The 15965-nt window shown below is 63.3% G+C and carries 14 protein-coding genes; 3 read left to right on the top strand and 11 right to left on the bottom strand.

The annotated features are described in order from the left end of the window. Position 1 precedes the first annotated feature (1 nt). The gene (locus GGQ74_RS11435; RefSeq protein ID WP_167941672.1) at positions 2 to 775 is read right to left on the bottom strand and encodes an MlaE family ABC transporter permease; all 774 of its coding nucleotides are present in this window, start codon (positions 773 to 775) and stop codon (positions 2 to 4) included. Between the two features lie 196 nt (positions 776 to 971). Between GGQ74_RS11435 and GGQ74_RS11430 the strand changes: the two genes are divergently transcribed. Both GGQ74_RS11430 and GGQ74_RS11425 read left to right on the top strand, forming a co-directional pair. Beyond that, positions 972 to 2285, top strand: a complete 1314-nt coding sequence (locus GGQ74_RS11430) for an HD domain-containing phosphohydrolase (RefSeq protein WP_167941671.1) — start codon at positions 972 to 974, stop codon at positions 2283 to 2285. A 127-nt stretch (positions 2286 to 2412) separates the two neighbouring features. Further along, positions 2413 to 4503 (top strand): PocR ligand-binding domain-containing protein, encoded by a 2091-nt coding sequence (locus GGQ74_RS11425; protein ID WP_167941670.1) that lies wholly within the window; start codon positions 2413 to 2415, stop codon positions 4501 to 4503. Positions 4504 to 4713: 210 nt separating this feature from the next. On the opposite strand, the gene GGQ74_RS11420 is transcribed toward GGQ74_RS11425, so the two are convergent. The 5 genes from GGQ74_RS11420 to GGQ74_RS11400 all read right to left on the bottom strand — a co-directional run bounded on the left by GGQ74_RS11420 (position 4714) and on the right by GGQ74_RS11400 (position 11469). Then, the gene (locus tag GGQ74_RS11420) at positions 4714 to 5283 is read right to left on the bottom strand and encodes a hypothetical protein (protein ID WP_167941669.1); all 570 of its coding nucleotides are present in this window, start codon (positions 5281 to 5283) and stop codon (positions 4714 to 4716) included. Positions 5284 to 5668: 385 nt separating this feature from the next. Beyond that, entirely contained in the window at positions 5669 to 6313 is a 645-nt protein-coding gene (locus GGQ74_RS11415) for an HD domain-containing protein (protein WP_167941668.1), read from the bottom strand. Between the two features lie 22 nt (positions 6314 to 6335). After that, positions 6336 to 7514 (bottom strand): bifunctional glutamate N-acetyltransferase/amino-acid acetyltransferase ArgJ, encoded by a 1179-nt coding sequence (gene argJ / locus GGQ74_RS11410; protein WP_245168234.1) that lies wholly within the window; start codon positions 7512 to 7514, stop codon positions 6336 to 6338. Between the two features lie 188 nt (positions 7515 to 7702). Then, positions 7703 to 10222, bottom strand: a complete 2520-nt coding sequence (gene secA / locus GGQ74_RS11405) for a preprotein translocase subunit SecA (RefSeq protein WP_167941667.1) — start codon at positions 10220 to 10222, stop codon at positions 7703 to 7705. A 44-nt stretch (positions 10223 to 10266) separates the two neighbouring features. After that, complete coding sequence (locus GGQ74_RS11400; protein WP_167941666.1) at positions 10267 to 11469, bottom strand: (Fe-S)-binding protein; 1203 nt, start codon at positions 11467 to 11469, stop codon at positions 10267 to 10269. 184 nt (positions 11470 to 11653) lie between these two features. Here GGQ74_RS11400 and GGQ74_RS11395 point away from each other — a divergent pair, with 184 nt between their 5' ends. Continuing rightward, on the top strand, positions 11654 to 12544 hold the full coding sequence (locus GGQ74_RS11395; protein WP_167941665.1) for a DMT family transporter: 891 nt from the start codon (positions 11654 to 11656) through the stop codon (positions 12542 to 12544). Here the strand turns inward: GGQ74_RS11395 and GGQ74_RS11390 are convergent. From GGQ74_RS11390 to GGQ74_RS11370, 5 genes are all read right to left on the bottom strand, one after another. After that, entirely contained in the window at positions 12522 to 12983 is a 462-nt protein-coding gene (locus GGQ74_RS11390; protein ID WP_167941664.1) for a hypothetical protein, read from the bottom strand. The two genes, GGQ74_RS11395 and GGQ74_RS11390, sit on opposite strands and share 23 nt — an antisense overlap. Next, on the bottom strand, positions 12980 to 13243 hold the full coding sequence (locus tag GGQ74_RS11385) for a hypothetical protein (protein ID WP_167941663.1): 264 nt from the start codon (positions 13241 to 13243) through the stop codon (positions 12980 to 12982). The genes GGQ74_RS11390 and GGQ74_RS11385 overlap by 4 nt, the downstream gene beginning before the upstream one ends. A gap of 250 nt (positions 13244 to 13493) precedes the next feature. Further along, positions 13494 to 13928, bottom strand: a complete 435-nt coding sequence (locus tag GGQ74_RS11380; protein WP_167941662.1) for a hypothetical protein — start codon at positions 13926 to 13928, stop codon at positions 13494 to 13496. Between the two features lie 36 nt (positions 13929 to 13964). Further along, on the bottom strand, positions 13965 to 14411 hold the full coding sequence (locus GGQ74_RS11375) for a hypothetical protein (RefSeq protein WP_167941661.1): 447 nt from the start codon (positions 14409 to 14411) through the stop codon (positions 13965 to 13967). A 134-nt stretch (positions 14412 to 14545) separates the two neighbouring features. Beyond that, the gene (locus GGQ74_RS11370; RefSeq protein WP_167941660.1) at positions 14546 to 15913 is read right to left on the bottom strand and encodes an FAD-binding oxidoreductase; all 1368 of its coding nucleotides are present in this window, start codon (positions 15911 to 15913) and stop codon (positions 14546 to 14548) included. Between the last annotated feature and the right edge of the window lie 52 nt (positions 15914 to 15965).

Raw genomic sequence — 15965 nt, 5'->3', positions numbered from 1 at the left:
GCTACATCATGAGTGCGGTAAGCACATAGTCGCTGGAAAGAATGAGTACGGACGACAGGACCACCGCCTCGGTGGTGGAGCGTCCCACGCCCTCCGCGCCGCCATGGGTGCCGAAGCCCTTGTAGCAGCCGACGAGGGTCAGGATGACGCCGAACACGGCCGCCTTGACCAATCCATTGTAGATGTCTTCAAGTTCCACGAGTTCGTAAATCTTGTTCATGAAGATGCCGGAGTTGATGCCGAGCATCTTCACGCCGACGAGATAGCCGCCCACCATGCCCACGAAGTCCGAGAGCACGGTCAGAAGCGGCAGCATGGCGAACCCGGCCAGAATGCGCGGCACGGCGAGATACTGCACGGGATTGATGGCCATGACCGTCAGCGCGTCCACCTGCTCGGTGACGCGCATGGTGCCAATCTCGGCGGCGATGGCCGATCCGGCGCGCCCGGTGACCATAAGCGCGGTGATGACGGGACCGAGCTCGCGCGTCATGGACAGGGCCACGGTAGCGCCGACAAGCGATTCGGCGGAAAACAGGCGGAAGGCATAGTAGGTCTGCAAGGCAAGCACCATGCCCGTAAACAGGGAGGTGAGCGCCACGACGAACAGCGAGCGCACCCCCACGAATTCCATCTGCCCAAACAGCAGACGGAAGCGGAAGGGCGGGCGCACCATCCACGCGCAAACATCCACGAAAAGCAGCGCCATGCGCCCCATTTCGCGGACCATTCCGATGGTTCCAGCCCCAAGCCATTCGAAAAATCGTGTGAACATCTCTCCCCGCGCCATCCCTCTTCATGATTCCGGGGCAGACTCGCTCCGGCAGAGTTTCGTCTTTATCATGCATTACCGCAATTTGCCAGAGAGCGCACGGGCCTTGCGTCCATGAATCCAGGCCATTCTTGACGCATCCCGCCCATGGCTTACAATGGATGCTCGAATTGTCACGAGTGAGCATGCGGAGGACCCCATGCCCGAGCTCTGTCCGTGCCCCAAGGTGCACGAGGACATCGTCAACGAAATCATTCGCGTGAACGATGAGCTGGCCCAGCTCAAAGACCTCGACGCGATACTCGACCGCGTGCTGACGCGGGCGCGCAAGGTCACGCGCGCCGACGCGGGCACGATCTACCTCGTCGAGGATGGTCGGCTTCGCTTCAGCTACGTCCACAACGACACCCTGTTCACCTCGTCCGTGAACAAGGAGGTCTACGCCAACTTCTCAATGCCCATGAACGACGACTCCATCGTGGGCTACGCGGCCGGGCACCGGGAGCTCATCGCCATAGACGACGCCTACGACATGCCGGCGGACTCGCCGGTGCGCTTCAACCCCGCCTTCGACATCAAGACGGGCTACCGCACGCGCTCCATCCTCACCTTCCCCATCACCACCTCGCAGGGAAGCGTAGTGGGCGTCATCCAGATCATCAATGCCAAGGACGACAACGGGGAATCCGTTCCCTTCTCCGAAGAGGCGAGGCACTACCTGCCGCTCTTCGCAACGACGGCTTCCGTGGCCATAGAACGCGCCATCATGACCCGCGAACTCATCCTGCGTATGATTCAGATGGCCGAACTGCGTGACCCCTCGGAAACAGGCGCGCACGTGCAACGCGTAGGGGCCTATTCGGCCGAAATCTACCACCAGTGGGCTCTCAACAAGGGCGTGCCGGAACACGAGCTCAAGAAATTCAAGGATCACATACGCATCGCGGCCATGCTGCACGACGTGGGCAAGGTCGGCATCTCCGACGCCATCCTCAAAAAACCGGCAAAGCTCGACCCCGACGAATTCGCGACCATGCAGTTCCACACGGTATTCGGGGCAAAACTCTTCACCAACTCGACCTCCGAGCTCGACGCCATGTCCGGAGAAATCGCCCTGCGCCATCACGAGAAATGGAACGGAAACGGCTATCCCGGACGCGTGAGCGACCTGCACGGGACGGTGAAAAGCCTCGGACAGCCCCTCTCTGGCAAAGCCATTCCCCTTGCCGCGCGCATCTGCGCACTGGCCGACGTCTTCGACGCGCTGTCGTCCCGACGCACCTACAAGCCGCCGTGGCCAGACGAAAAGATCATCACGGTCATCAAGGAGGATTCCGGAACGCACTTCGATCCCGACGTGGTCGAAAGCTTCCTGTCCATATGGGACGTCGTCACCGCCATCCGTGAAAAATTCACAGAAAACCTGCCCGAGGACGAACGCCCCAACCCGCAGGACGATGCCGCGAAGAAGGTTGCCGAGGATATCGAAAGGAAACGCGTCAGCAAAGATTGAGCGCATCCGACATCTACGTATTGCGCAGAGTGGACCGCTTTGTGCTCGCGCTTTCGAACACACGATTCCAGCATTTGTCACCCGGCAGGCTTCTGGTACTATCGCAGGATACCGAGGAGCAACCACCATGCACCCCGCCCTGACCTTCGCCCAACTCGTCGATCCGGACGAACTCCAGCACATCGCAGATGCGCTCCACGCCGCGGCTGGGATACCCTTCACCATCCTCGATCTCAACGGCACGGTACTGGTGCGCACCGGCTGGCAACGCATCTGCACGGATTTCCACCGCAAGAACTCCGTCTCCGCCGCCCGATGCCGAGAAAGCGACGCAAGGATCTACAGTCGGCTCGGCACCGCACCATACATCGAATACCGCTGCGCCAACGGCATGTGGGACATTGCCATGCCGATCATAGTTGAAGGCACGCATCTCGCTACGCTGTTCGTAGGCCAGTTCTTCTACGACGACGAACGCCCCGACGAAGACTTCTTCCGCAATCAGGCGAGGGAACTTGGCTTCGACGAAGCGGATTACCTGGCCGCACTGGCCGAAGTTCCATTCTTCAGCCGTGACAAGATGCGTAAAATCATGGACTTCAACTTGCACCTTGTGCGGTTTATTTCCCATCAAGCGCTTGCGAAACTCCAGCTTGAGGCGGAAATGGCCGAGCGCAAACGCGCCGAGGAGGAACTGCACGACCAGCTGACCTTCATCCGAACCCTCACCGACGCCATCCCCACCCCCATCTTCTTCAAGGATCAGGGAGGAAGCTACAGGCTGTGCAATACGGCCTTCGAGCAGTTCCTCGGGCTCCCGCGCGAGGAGATCATCGGCAGATCGGCACAGGAATGCGCTCCCGAGCCGTTCGGCAGCATTTACCGCGACATGGACCAGAAACTCATGCACGAAGGCGGGCTACAAACCTACGAGCTGAAGGTCACCACGCCCGACGGGGCTGAACGGACCGTCGTTCTCATCAAGACCAGGATCGGCAAAAACGCCCGCCACGAAGGCATCATCGGCATCATCATGGACATCACCGACCGCATGCAGGCCGAGCGGGAATCGCGCAGGCTACGCACGCTCCTTGACCGCACCTTCAATTCCATGCCGTCGATGCTCGTCGGCGTCACGCCGGACGGCACCGTGACGCAATGGAACCAGCGCGCCGAAGCCATGGCGGGAAGCGATACGCGGCCCGCGGAAGGCATGCCGCTGGCGGAGGCCTTTCCAGCGTTGGGGTTCTGCCTGAACATGATTCGAAGCGCCCTCGCCACCGGCCAACCGCAGACGCGGGAAAAGGTCCGCAGGACCACTGCCGAGGGCGCCGTCCGCTACGAGGACATCATCGTCTTTCCCCTTGCGGGCGAAGAGGTCGATGGTGCCGTCATCCGCGTGGACGACGTGACGGAGCGCACCCGCATCGAGGACCTCATGATCCAGACGGAAAAGATGATGTCCGTCGGCGGGCTGGCCGCGGGCATGGCCCACGAAATCAACAACCCCCTCGGCATCATCCTCCAGTGCTCGCAAAACATCGAACGCCGCTTCGACCCGCATCTCCCGGCCAACACCAAGGTTGCCAACGAATTCGAGGTGAATCTCGAAGGCGTTCGCCAGTACATTGAAAAACGTGGAATCGGCAACTATATCTCCGGCATTCGCGACGCGGCCAGCCGCGCGGCGCGCATCGTGCGCAACATGCTGGACTTCAGCCGCAAGAGCGAATCGACCCGCAAGCCGGAGGACGTGAACGCGCTGCTCGACAGGACACTTGAACTGGCATCAAGCGACTATGATCTGAAGAAGAATTACGATTTTAGGCTGATTCACATAGATAAGGACTACGCACCGGACCTGCCACAGGTGGAAATGGTGCAAACGGAGATCGAACAGGTGGTCCTGAACGTCTTGCGCAATGCGGCAGAAGCCATGGCCATGTCCGGCATGACCGAACAGCCGCACATCCTGCTGCGCAGCCGCAGGGATGGAAACCACGTCCGTATAGAGATTTCCGACAACGGCCCGGGGCTTGGGGAATCCACCCGCAAGCGCATCTTCGAGCCGTTCTTCACGACCAAGGAACCCGGAGTCGGCACGGGACTCGGGCTTTCGGTTTCCTATTTCATCATCACCAACAAGCACCGTGGCGACTTCTTCGTGGAGTCCGAGGAAGGCCACGGCGCAACATTCATCATCCGCCTTCCCATCTGAGTGTTGCGCAATCGCGCAACACTCGCAAAACGCGCCACACGCAACGCGCTGCCACCAGCGCCCAGCCCTTCCCGAGGTGGGAAACGGCTCGGCGCCAACGCGTAGCGACACGGCGCGACAAACATCCACCGTTCACTTCGGGCAAACACATGCGGCGGCCACCCGGTGTGATGGCCGCCGCACAATCCCGCGGTGCGTCATGCGCTACCGCTAGTTCTTTGCGCGCTGCTCGCGCTCAACGTCCTGCCGCACGGTCTTGAGGTCGATGACGATGGGGTCGATGAGGGTGAACCCGCTGGGATCGCACCAGTCCTCCTCGTCCGCCCAGCGGCCGTCGTACATGACGTTGTCGATGACGAAATAGTTCGGCTCGCCCATCACACGGTCCCAGCGCTGCACACTGAAACTGAACAGGGTGGGATCGAAGTCCTTCACGTCATGCCACATCCACTGGAACTTGCAGTATTCGTCGTCGAAGCCGAGCACGGCGAGGAACTTGGCCTTGCTGTTCAGGTACAGGCGGCGGCGAATCTCGATGACGTCGCGCGTGATGAGCGACTCGTCGAATTTCACGGGGGTGTCGTTCGTCAGCACGCGCACGTTGCTGTCGTCGCCAAAGCGCATGCCGTATGTGGCGGTGTTGCCCTTGCGCCACCAGGACAGATACTTCTGCTTGTAAATATCTCTTCCCTGTTCCCGTATCCGTTGCGCGGTCTTCTCGGAAATCGGATGCAGGGCGAGGTCACAACTGGGGCCGGCGATTTCAAAGGTCAGGTTCATTGCGTACTCCTCCTATTTTGGGCACTTGCCCGAGTCACAAAGCAACCAGCGTGCCAATGCACACCGTCCAGGAAATCAGCCAGCCTCAAGGCTTTCCGCGCGGCTTTTGCGCAAGATGCATTGCGAGACTCACCGCGGTGCATCTTTTGCGACATTTCCAGCCAGTTGCGCGATACCAAAAAATCATCCCTCGGTCCGTCCCGTCGTCTTCGGACCGACACAGACGACAAAGGCCCGGCGGGAGGCCGGGCCTTTGCGATGGGAATGGGCGCTCGCGTCATCCCCGAATTCTCTACTGCCCCGCAGGTTGCGGAGCATCATGCACAGTGCGCATCCCTCCACGCCAGTCTACGCGCGCGAAGGGAAAGGAGTGGCGGATTCCGCCCTACTCCTTCTTCTTGCCGTTCTTGCGGGTCCACCACGAGGTGTCGGGACCAAGGAACCACCAGTCGGACTGGTCCGTGGTGCTGATCTTCTCGGCCAACGCCTTGCCCTGCGGGGTGCGCAGGCGCTGAAGCGCGCTCTCCAGCCATTTCGTGGCGTACGTGTTGCCAAGATCGGCCTGTTCCTTGAGGTTCAGGATGAAGTCGATCTGGTCGGCGTCCTGCGCAAGCTGCGCCTCAAGGCTTTCAGTCGTCTCCAACTCCTCCCACAGGGACAAGATGCCCTCGGAGAGACCCGTCCCAGCCGTGGCGTCACGCAGGGCGCGGGTACGATCCGAGGAATTGTACATACGGTTCACGTAATTGAAATCGGCCGTGCGCGCCTCGTGCAGGTCGTGAAACAGGCACAGGAGCGTGGTCCGCGCCGTGTCCGCGCCCGCCATCTCGGCCAGCACGTAACCGGTCACCGCCGTACGGAAGCTATGCTCCGCCACGTTTTCGCTGCCCGTTCCGAGAAACTGGTAGCCGGTGCGGGGCGTCTTGCGCAGCATGCCCACTTCGAAAAGGAAATCCGCCAGTCGCTTCAGGCGGTCCATGTCCAGATTCTTCAACGCCGGAGACTGGGCCTCCGGATGTGCGTCATTCATGTGCTTGTGCCTTGTCGGCGGACTACGATCGGTAGTCCGCGTTGATGCTCACGTAGTCGTGCGTCAGGTCCGAGGCGAGCAGTTCGCAGCCGCCCGGCCCCCGGCCAAGGGAAATCCTGATGTCGATGTCCGGTTTGCGAAGATGCGGAGCCAGCAGGCTATCAAAGTCGATATCCACGGGCTGTCCGGCCTCGAAGATGACCAGTCCGGCGATGCTGATGCTCACGTCCTCGGGCATGAAGGCCGCTCCGCTCCGCCCAAGGGCCGCGGCGATGCGCCCCCAGTTGGGGTCCTGACCGAACATGGCGGTCTTGACCAAGGGGGAGTTGCCAACGGCCCGCGCGGCCATGTCGGCCTCTGCGTCGTCGCGCGCACCGGAGACGGTGATGCGCACCACCTTGGTGCCACCCTCGGCATCCTGCACGATCATGTACGCCAGCGAGCGGCACACCTCGCGCACAGCATCGGCCAGCGCCGTAGCGCCGATGTCGTCCACACTCACGCCACTGGCTCCGTTGGCCAGCCCGAACACCGTATCGTTGGTGCTGGTGTCGCCGTCCACGGTGACGCAATTGAAGCTCGCGTCCACGGCCTCGCGCAGCATGCTCCGCCACACCTGCGGCGGAACGGCGGCGTCGGTCAGCACGCAGCCGAGCATGGTGGCCATGTTCGGGCAGATCATGCCCGCACCCTTGGCGAAACCGAGCACGCGCACCTGCGCGTCGCCCTCGCCGACGGATGCCCACGCCACCTTGGCGAAGGTATCCGTGGTCATGATCGCCTTGGCGACGTCGAGGGGACCATTGGCGCCAAGCGTCTTCGCGAGCTGCGGCACGGTCTCGCGCCAGAGGTCCATCTTGAGCTGCTGTCCGATGACGCCGGTAGACGCGCACAGCACGTCGCACTTGTCAACGCCCACCGCACGGCCCACCAGTCGCAGAGTTTCGCGGCAGTTGGCGAGGCCCTCGTCACCGGTGCAGGCATTGGCCTGACCGGAATTGATGACCACGGCCATGGCCGTTTCGGACTCCACGAGGCGCTCACGAGAGACGAGCACCGGAGCGGCCTGAAAACGGTTCGTGGTGAATACACCCGCCGCGGAGGCGGGAGTGTCGCTAAGCACGAGCGCAAGATCGTTCCGGCCGGGCTTCTTGAATCCCGCTGCCGCCGTTGCGAATCTGAATCCCTGTGGGACAAGCATTTTCGTTTCCCCCATGCGTGATGGAACCGGGATGATGCCGCCGGGCTTGCCGGAAGACATCCTGCAAAAACCACCGCGTCGCCTGCGCGGATGCCCGCGCAGCGCCCCCGTGGGGGCTGAATCGACAAAGGCGAAGGGCCTTCACCCCCCGCCTTCATCACAAAGGCCAACCGGCCTGGAACCGCAGCCTATCGGCCGCAGCACTTCTTGAATTTCTTGCCGCTTCCGCAAGGGCAGAGGTCGTTGCGGCCCACCTTCGGCTCGTCGCGGCGCACGGGTTCCTTGCGCTGCGGCTCGGCCTTGGCGGAACCGCCCCCGGCATACTGCACCTTGGTCTCCTGCTCCTTGTGCTGGAAATCGTCCTCGTGGACCTCGGTGCGCAGGCGCAGACGGCACAGGGAACGCAGGCAGCCTTCCTTGATGCGGTCCAGCATATCCTGGAACAACTCGAAGCCCTCGCGCTTGTACTCCTGCTTGGGGTCCTTCTGACCATAGCCGCGCAGGCCAATGCCCTCGCGCAGGTGATCCATGTTCAGCAGGTGCTCCTTCCAGTTGCGGTCGAGGCTATCGAGCAGGAAGAAGCGGAATATCTCCCAGTACATGTCCGGCGCGCCGGTGCGCAGGGTGTCCAGCTTGGCGGACACGGCGGCCTTGGCGTCGTCGAGGGTGGGCACGGCGTGCTTGAGGTCCTCGGCGCGGCCGAGGTCGAAGATTTCGTCCAGACGCCCAGCGACGAACTCGGTCTCCTCCTCACCGCTCTTGGACGAACCAAGCGCGGCGTAGAGGCCTTCGAGCGTTTCCCCGGTAAACTGGCCGATCATCTCCTCCAGCTCGTCCTTCTCCGCAGCCATGATCTCGCGGCGCTGGGAGTAGATGACCGTGCGCTGCTGGTTCATGGTGTCGTCGAAGTCGAGGAGCTGCTTTCTGATGTCGAAGTTGTGGCCTTCCACCCGGCGCTGGGCGTTCTCGATGGCGCGGGAGACCATGCGGTTCTCGATGGCCTCGTCGTCTTCAAGGCCGAGCTTGTCCATGATGCCGGACAGCCGGTCAGAACCGAACAGGCGCATCAGTTCGTCGTCGAGGGCGAGATAGAAGCGCGAGGAGCCGGGATCGCCCTGACGGCCGGCGCGGCCGCGCAACTGGTTGTCGATGCGGCGGGACTCGTGGCGCTCCGTGCCGAGGATGTGCAGGCCGCCCAACTCGCGCACGCCCTCGCCGAGCACGATGTCCGTGCCGCGACCGGCCATGTTCGTGGCGATGGTGACCTTGCCGCGCTGTCCGGCCTCGGCCACGATCTCGGCTTCCTGCTCGTGATGCTTGGCATTGAGCACGCTGTGCGGAATGCGCTTTCTGGTCAGCATGGTCGAGAGCATCTCGGACTTCTCGATGCTGGTGGTACCCACGAGCACCGGGCGGCCAGAGGTGTGCAACTCGGCCACCTCGGTGGCGATGGCCTTGTACTTGGCGTCCTGATTCTTGTAGATGACGTCGGGGTGGTCCTTGCGCACCATCTCGCGATGGGTGGGGATGACCGTCACTTCAAGATTGTAGATCTGCTGGAACTCCACGGCCTCGGTGTCGGCCGTGCCGGTCATACCCGCCAACTTGTCATACATGCGGAAGTAGTTCTGGAAGGTGATGGAGGCCAGCGTCTGGTTCTCAGCCTCGACCTTCACGCCCTCCTTGGCTTCGAGTGCCTGATGCAGGCCATCGGAGAAGCGGCGGCCGGGCATGAGGCGGCCCGTGAACTCGTCGACGATGACGACCTGTCCATCCTTGACCACGTAGTCGTCGTCGCGCTGGAAGAGCTTGTGTGCCTTGAGCGCCTGCAACACGTGGTGCTGGTAGGTGATGTTGGCCGGATCGTAGAGGTTCTCGAGTCCGAGAATCTGCTCACAGTGGGCGACACCGTCGTCCGTGAGGGCCACGGAACGCGCCTTCTCGTCCACGGTGTAGTCCGCCTCGCCCTTGAGCTGGGCGACGATGGAGTTCATCTGCGCGTACATGCCCACAGACGCCTCGGCCTGACCGGAAATGATCAGCGGGGTGCGGGCCTCGTCGATGAGGATGGAGTCCACTTCGTCGACGATGGCGAAGTGCAGGTCGCGCTGGACCAGCTGGTCCAGATAGAACTTCATGTTGTCGCGCAGGTAGTCGAAACCGAATTCGTTGTTGGTGCCGTAGGTAATGTCCGCACCGTAGGCGACCTTGCGCTCCTCGTCGGACATACCGTGGAGCACGGTACCGACGGACAGGCCGAGGAAGCGATAGATGTTGCCCATCCACTCGGCGTCGCGCCGGGCGAGGTAGTCGTTGACGGTCACGACATGCACGCCGCGACCGGTCAGGGCATTGAGCACCACGGGCAGCGTGGCCACGAGGGTCTTGCCTTCACCGGTGCGCATCTCGGCGATACGGCCATCATGCAGCACCGCGCCGCCGATGAGCTGCACGTCGAAGTGACGCATGTTCATGGTCCGGCGACCGGCCTCGCGCACCAGCGCGAAGACTTCGGGCAGCATCTCGTCGAGGCTGCGGCCATTCTCCACCTGCTGCCGCAACTCGGCGATATGCGTCGGAAAATCGGTGTCACCAAGCTTGCGGACGTTCTCTTCATGGGCGTTGACCCTGTCCACGATGGGGCGAAGCCGCTTGAGGTAGCGCTCGTTCTTGGTTCCGAAAAGCATCCGGCCAATGGCACCGATCATATGTGTCTCCTGATGTATGTTCTGCGCACCGGGCACACCGGGCGTCATTCCTCGAAATGCAGTGCGTCGAGCCAGTGGGCCACGCGGACTCCCCGTGGAGCCGAGGCCGCAAGCTGAAGCACGCAGCCGCTGCACCCGGTGAGGACCACGGTCCCCTCGACGGCGTCAAGCCCGTCCCAGCATGCATCGGCCACCTGCGCCGACAATTCCGGCGCGGAAAGTTGCAGCACCCCGCCCATGCCGCAGCAGCGGGCACGGTCAGGAATGCGAAGTCGCCCACCAAGGGCCTTGCGCAGCAAGCGGGCATCCGGATCGTCCTGCGGAGCGTGGCAGGGGCGATGATAGACCACCGCCGCCGGACCGCCGTCCTCCACGCGAAACCCGCCATCGGCCACAAGCACCGACAGGGGCACCAGCGCGGCGGCAAAGGCCGCGGCCTCCGCCGCGTCAGCGAACAGCGTCGCATCGGCGGCATACTCGGCAAGCCCGGCATGGCAACTGGCGCAGAAGGTGACCATACGCGGTCGCCCTGCGGCACGCCATGCGGCCACGTTGCGGGCGCGGGCCTTGGCCTGTTCGACACCGAGCCCGGCGTGCCCGAGGGTTCCCCCGCAGCAGCCGAAATCCGGCATGGACTCGACCTCCGCACCGCACCACGACAGGAGCGCCGTGGCCGCGCGCACATAGCGTCTGCGCACGTTCGATGCGAGGCAGCCCGGAAAAAGTACGGTCTTCTCCCCTGGAGCGCAAGCGGGCGCGACATCGGGGACAATCCACGGCGTCACCGTCTCCTCGGCGGCCATGGCCGAAAGGCTGCGCAGCGTCCGTGCAGCGCGGGATTCGCTCCCAGCGGGAGCAAGGCGCACCGCCGCCCGGCCAAGGCGCGCGGCGGCAGGCCACGACAGGCGCGACGAGCCGATCCACGCCTTCCACAGCCAGCGTGCGAAGCCCGGATGCGCCTGCCGGACGCGGGCCACGGCGAGGGGCACATTCACCTTCTGGGGGCAAACCTTCGCGCAGCGTCCGCAGGACAGACACATGGACGCCAGACGCGCCGCGTCATCCTCGCAAAGCGTCTGCGGAGCCTCGCGCAGGCGGAGGAGCAACAGCATCTTGCCGCGTGGGCCAAGCTCCTCCCGTCCTGTGGCGGCCACCAGCGGGCACACCTCAAGGCAGCGTCCGCAGAGGATGCACTGGGGTTCGTTTCGGCCCTCGGCCTGTTGGGTTACCTTGTCTTCGTCAGTCATGCGGGTGGATGCGCCGGGCGGAAATGCGGGGAAAAGGGCGGCGCAATGCAGGACAATAAGACCGAGGGTGGCGGTCGTCAATGAACCCGCGCACATTCCTAGGAAAGGCTGGACATACCGTGATGCGGGATATAGACCTCGATACCCGAGCGTCTACTCAACCGACACCATGCAGGATACAGAAATGACTGGCAGAACGGACCGCGCGCGCCTTTTTCCCTTTCTCACGCTTCTTCTCGCCGTGCTCCTGTGGAGCAGTTCCTTCATCGCCATGAAGATCGTGCTGCGCTCTTTCGACCCCTACGTCATGATCTTCGGCCGTCTGTTCATCGCCAGCATTGCCCTACTGCCGTTCCTGAAGCTCCTGCGCGAGGTGCGCTACCAGCCCGGCGACTGGAAATACCTGTGCTTCATGGCCCTGTGTGAGCCGTGCCTGTACTTCGTCTTTGAATCCAACGCACTGCGGTTCACATCCGCGTCGCAGGCGGGCATGGTCACGGCGACCCTGCCGCTCCTCGTGGCCGTAGCCGCCGTGCCGCTGCTGAACGAAAAGATTTCGCGCTCCATGATGGCGGGATTCGTCATGGCCGTGGGCGGCGTGGTCTGGCTGAGCCTGTCCGGCGAGGCCTGCGAAGGTGCGCCCAACCCCGCACTCGGCAACACCCTCGAAGGGCTGGCCATGTGCGCGGCCACGGGCTACATCGTCACCCTCAAGCGCCTGTCCTTCCGCTATTCCCCGCACTTCCTCACCGGCTTTCAGGCAGTGGCCGGAGCGACGTTCTTCCTGCCGCTGCTCTTTCTGCCGAGCACCGTGCTGCCCACGCACTTCCCCCTCGACGCCACGCTGAGCATCGTCTACCTCGGCCTCGTCGTGACCCTTGGCGCCTACGGCATGCACAACTACGCCGTGAGCAAGATCCCCGCGAGCAAGTCCACCGCGTTCATCAACCTGATTCCGGTCTTCACCGTGATCATGGGCTGGCTCATCCTCGACGAGCGCTTCACGCCGCAGCAGTTCGCGGCCTCGGCCCTCGTTCTGGCGGGCGTCATCATCAGCCAGCGGCGGGACCGCTGAACATGGCCTTGGCGGCGCGGACATCCTGCGCGCTGACCATGTCGAGCAGAATCAAGACTTCCTCCATCGACAGTTCCGTGCGCGTTCCGCGTCGGTACTCCTCGGCCTTGCGCAGGTTTTCCGGCGTCAGCTTCTCCACGCTCACCAGCCACTCGGCAGGCGTGCGCGGAGCGGGCCGCCCCTTCGCGGGCGCGACGGTGACCTGCGCGGAATCCTGAAGCTCGTCGCGTAGCACGCCCACCCGGCATTCCAGCTGCTCCTGCGCATCACGCAGCCGGTCGCGCTCAAGCTCCGCAGAAGAGAGGCGATCCATCAGCCGCATGCGCTCCAACTCCAGCCCACGCATCACCGCCCGATAGTCCGCGCATACCCGCGACAACCAGAAGCCGCCGATGCCGCCCAGCACAAGAAGCACCGCCGCCGTGCACATGATGCTCATCGCGCGGCCGCCTCGCGTCGTTTCGGGCGTCCGCCGGGCACCCGGCGCTCGAAGTCAGCCACCTCGCGTTCAAGCGTGGCCACGGTCTGGCGTCTGGAGCGGATGTCGGCGCTCAGGCACACATACTCATCCTCCAGCTTCTGCACCTCGCACTTCAACGCATTGATGCGCTCCGTATAGTCGCGACGGACGCAGGTATAGTGGAACAGCGAAAAACCGATACTTATCAAAGCCAGAAAGATGCTGGCAAACGTTTCCATGGACCATCCCCCCTCTTCGCGGCGCAGTCGTCGCATGGCGACAATAGTGAATGAGCCATGCCAAGGCAACATCCATCATCGCCACACCATGATTGCGCACACAACAATCATGCAAAAGCACCGTTTCAGCAGACGGATATACCATGGGCTATCACGAGACACCCGCCACATCGACAGGGACCGCATGCAACGATGAGGAGAAAAGGAGACCGCGCCGACAGCGCCGGACGCGCGATGACATGACGTCAGATCACGACGAAGCCTTCCGCTTCGCGTTCTCCATGTCGTAGGACGAAACGAGATCGAGCATGACGAGGACGTCCTCCAGCTCGTAAGGACTTTGGGAGCCTGCCTTGAAGTCTTTGGCCTTCTGGAGATCCTCTGGACGTAGCTTCCCGGACTGCATCAGGTACTCCACTGCGGACGATGCCCCGCCGGATTCGGTGAACGAGGCCAGCCCGTGTGCCGCCTGAACGAGGGCGATGCGCTCGCTGTTGAGCTCCTCCTCCCGCTCCATCAGCACGTCGCGCTCGGCCTTGAGGGCTTCAAGCTCGTCATCGAGCTGTTGTAGGCCGTATTCCAGCGTGCGGATGGCGTCGGTGTAACCCCGGATCATCCGCGAGTAGTAGGCTGGCCCTGCACACAGGAAGAGCAGGATCAGCACGGAAAGATAGAGCACCGTCATCGACGCCCTCCCCACGCCCGCGCTCGCGGCGAGGCGTCACCCCTTGCGCGCCGCGACCTTGGCACTGTGCACCTCTTCGGGGCTGACGATTTCGAGCAGCACGAGAATCTCCTCGATGGTCGATTCGCTCCCGCTGCGAGTGCGAAATTCCTCGGCCCGGGCAAGGTCCTCCGCAGTGATTCGGCCCATGGACTGCAAAACGGAGAGCGGTGTCTTTTCGACATTGGAAGCCGCCTCTTCCGCAGCCCTCCTCTCGCGCTCGCCCTCCCAGCGCAGTTTCTCCAGCTGCTTTTCCAGTAGCCGGACGTTCTCGCGGCGCACGGCCAAATCATTGCGCACGTCGCCGAGTTCCGTCTCCTTGCGCCGTGCCTGAAGCCGAAGCGTCTGAATCCGCGCTATGTAGCGCGCCCGCGCCCCACGCACATACAGACTGAAGGCAATGGCCCCAGCCAGCATGACGACGCAGACGACGACGAAATTCATCACTCCCCCTTTCCGAAGAGAGCCAAACGCATGGAGATTCCTTTCACCATGTACGCAACATTCCGGAACTATTCAAGACTTGCGTGATGATTGCGCGTTCGGCAGCGCTAGCCAACAGGCCGAAACATGGCGAATCAGTATGCCTTGCCGGGATTGAGAATCCCATGCGGGTCGAAAACTGCCTTCACCTGCCGCATGATCTCCAGCTCGCGTCCCCCGATCTGCCTGTCGATGTAGGGACGCTTGGTCAGGCCCACCCCGTGCTCGCCGGACATGGTCCCCCCCACGTCGAGGACGATGCCGAGCACCGTTTCCTTCAGGGTCCGCGCCCGCTCGCCCTCGCCGCCCGCCGCGTCGTGCATGATGTTCACATGCAGGTTCCCGTCGCCCAGATGCCCGAACACGAGCACCGTCAGCCCGGCCTCGCGTCCCGCATCGCGGATGCGTGCCACGGCCTCGGCCACGCGCCCACGCGGCACGGTCACATCGTCGCTCATCTTGTCCGGCGCGACACGAAACGACGCGGGATTGATGAGCCGACGAACCTCCCACAGGGCTTCCTCATCCGCGCCCATGCCCCGGGCCATGAACGACGGCGACGAAGGCGCAAGCGCCGTCTCCAGCCGTTTGAGTTCCAGCGGCAGGGTCTCGCCGCTGCCGTCGAGCTTGAGCAGCAGCACGGCCTGCGTGCCCTGCGGCCACGGCGCATCCGTGACCTTCGCCAACGCGCGCAGCACCTCGTCGGCCATGAATTCCATGGCCACGGGCAGGATGCCCGCGCGGAACACGTCGCGCGCGGCGTCGAGCGCCGCTTCCAGCGCAGCGAACCCAGCCAGCACAGAGGCCGACGCTTCGGGACGTGGCAGGAGCTTCAGCGTCACCTCGGTGATGAAGCCAAGCGTGCCCTCCGCACCCACGAAGAGCCGCGTCAGGTCCAGCCCCACTACGTTCTTGTGCGTACGCCCGCCCGTGCGAATCACCTCGCCACCGGGCAGCACGGCCTCAAGCCCCAGCACATAGTCGCGCGTGACGCCGTACTTCACGGCCCGCATGCCCCCCGCATTGGTGGACACGTTGCCCCCGATGGTCGAAATACGCACGCTGGCGGGGTCAGGCGGGTAGAAAAGGCCCTTGGCCTCGCAGGCGCGCTGGAGATCGGCAGTGACCACGCCGGGCTGCGCCACGGCCACGAAGTCATCGCCGCTCACCTCCACGATGCGGTTCATGCGCAGGGCCGAGACCACCACGCCGCCGCCCTTGGGAGTGCAGTCGCCCACCACGTTGGTCCCGCGCGAGCGCGGAAACAGCGGGACGCGCTCCTCGTGCGCCCACTTGAGCAGGCTACGCGTCTGGTCGAGGGTTTCGGGGCGGACCACCGCCCATGGCTGCGCGAAGATGCGGCTGGAATCCGCGCCAAAGGCGCATGTTTCCTCCGGCGTGAGCACGCAGGCGTCGCCGGGGAAAAGGTCGGTGAGGAAGCGTTTCTGGGTGGCTGTGAGCATTGCGGTCTGGGTGCCTCCGGCGGCCGGGAGAAGGGGAACCCCCTTTTTGAAA

This window comes from Desulfobaculum xiamenense (assembly GCF_011927665.1).
Taxonomy (GTDB): domain Bacteria; phylum Desulfobacterota; class Desulfovibrionia; order Desulfovibrionales; family Desulfovibrionaceae; genus Desulfobaculum; species Desulfobaculum xiamenense.
Note: the sequence above shows the minus strand (reverse complement) of the source record. Positions and strands in the feature narration are given on the sequence as shown.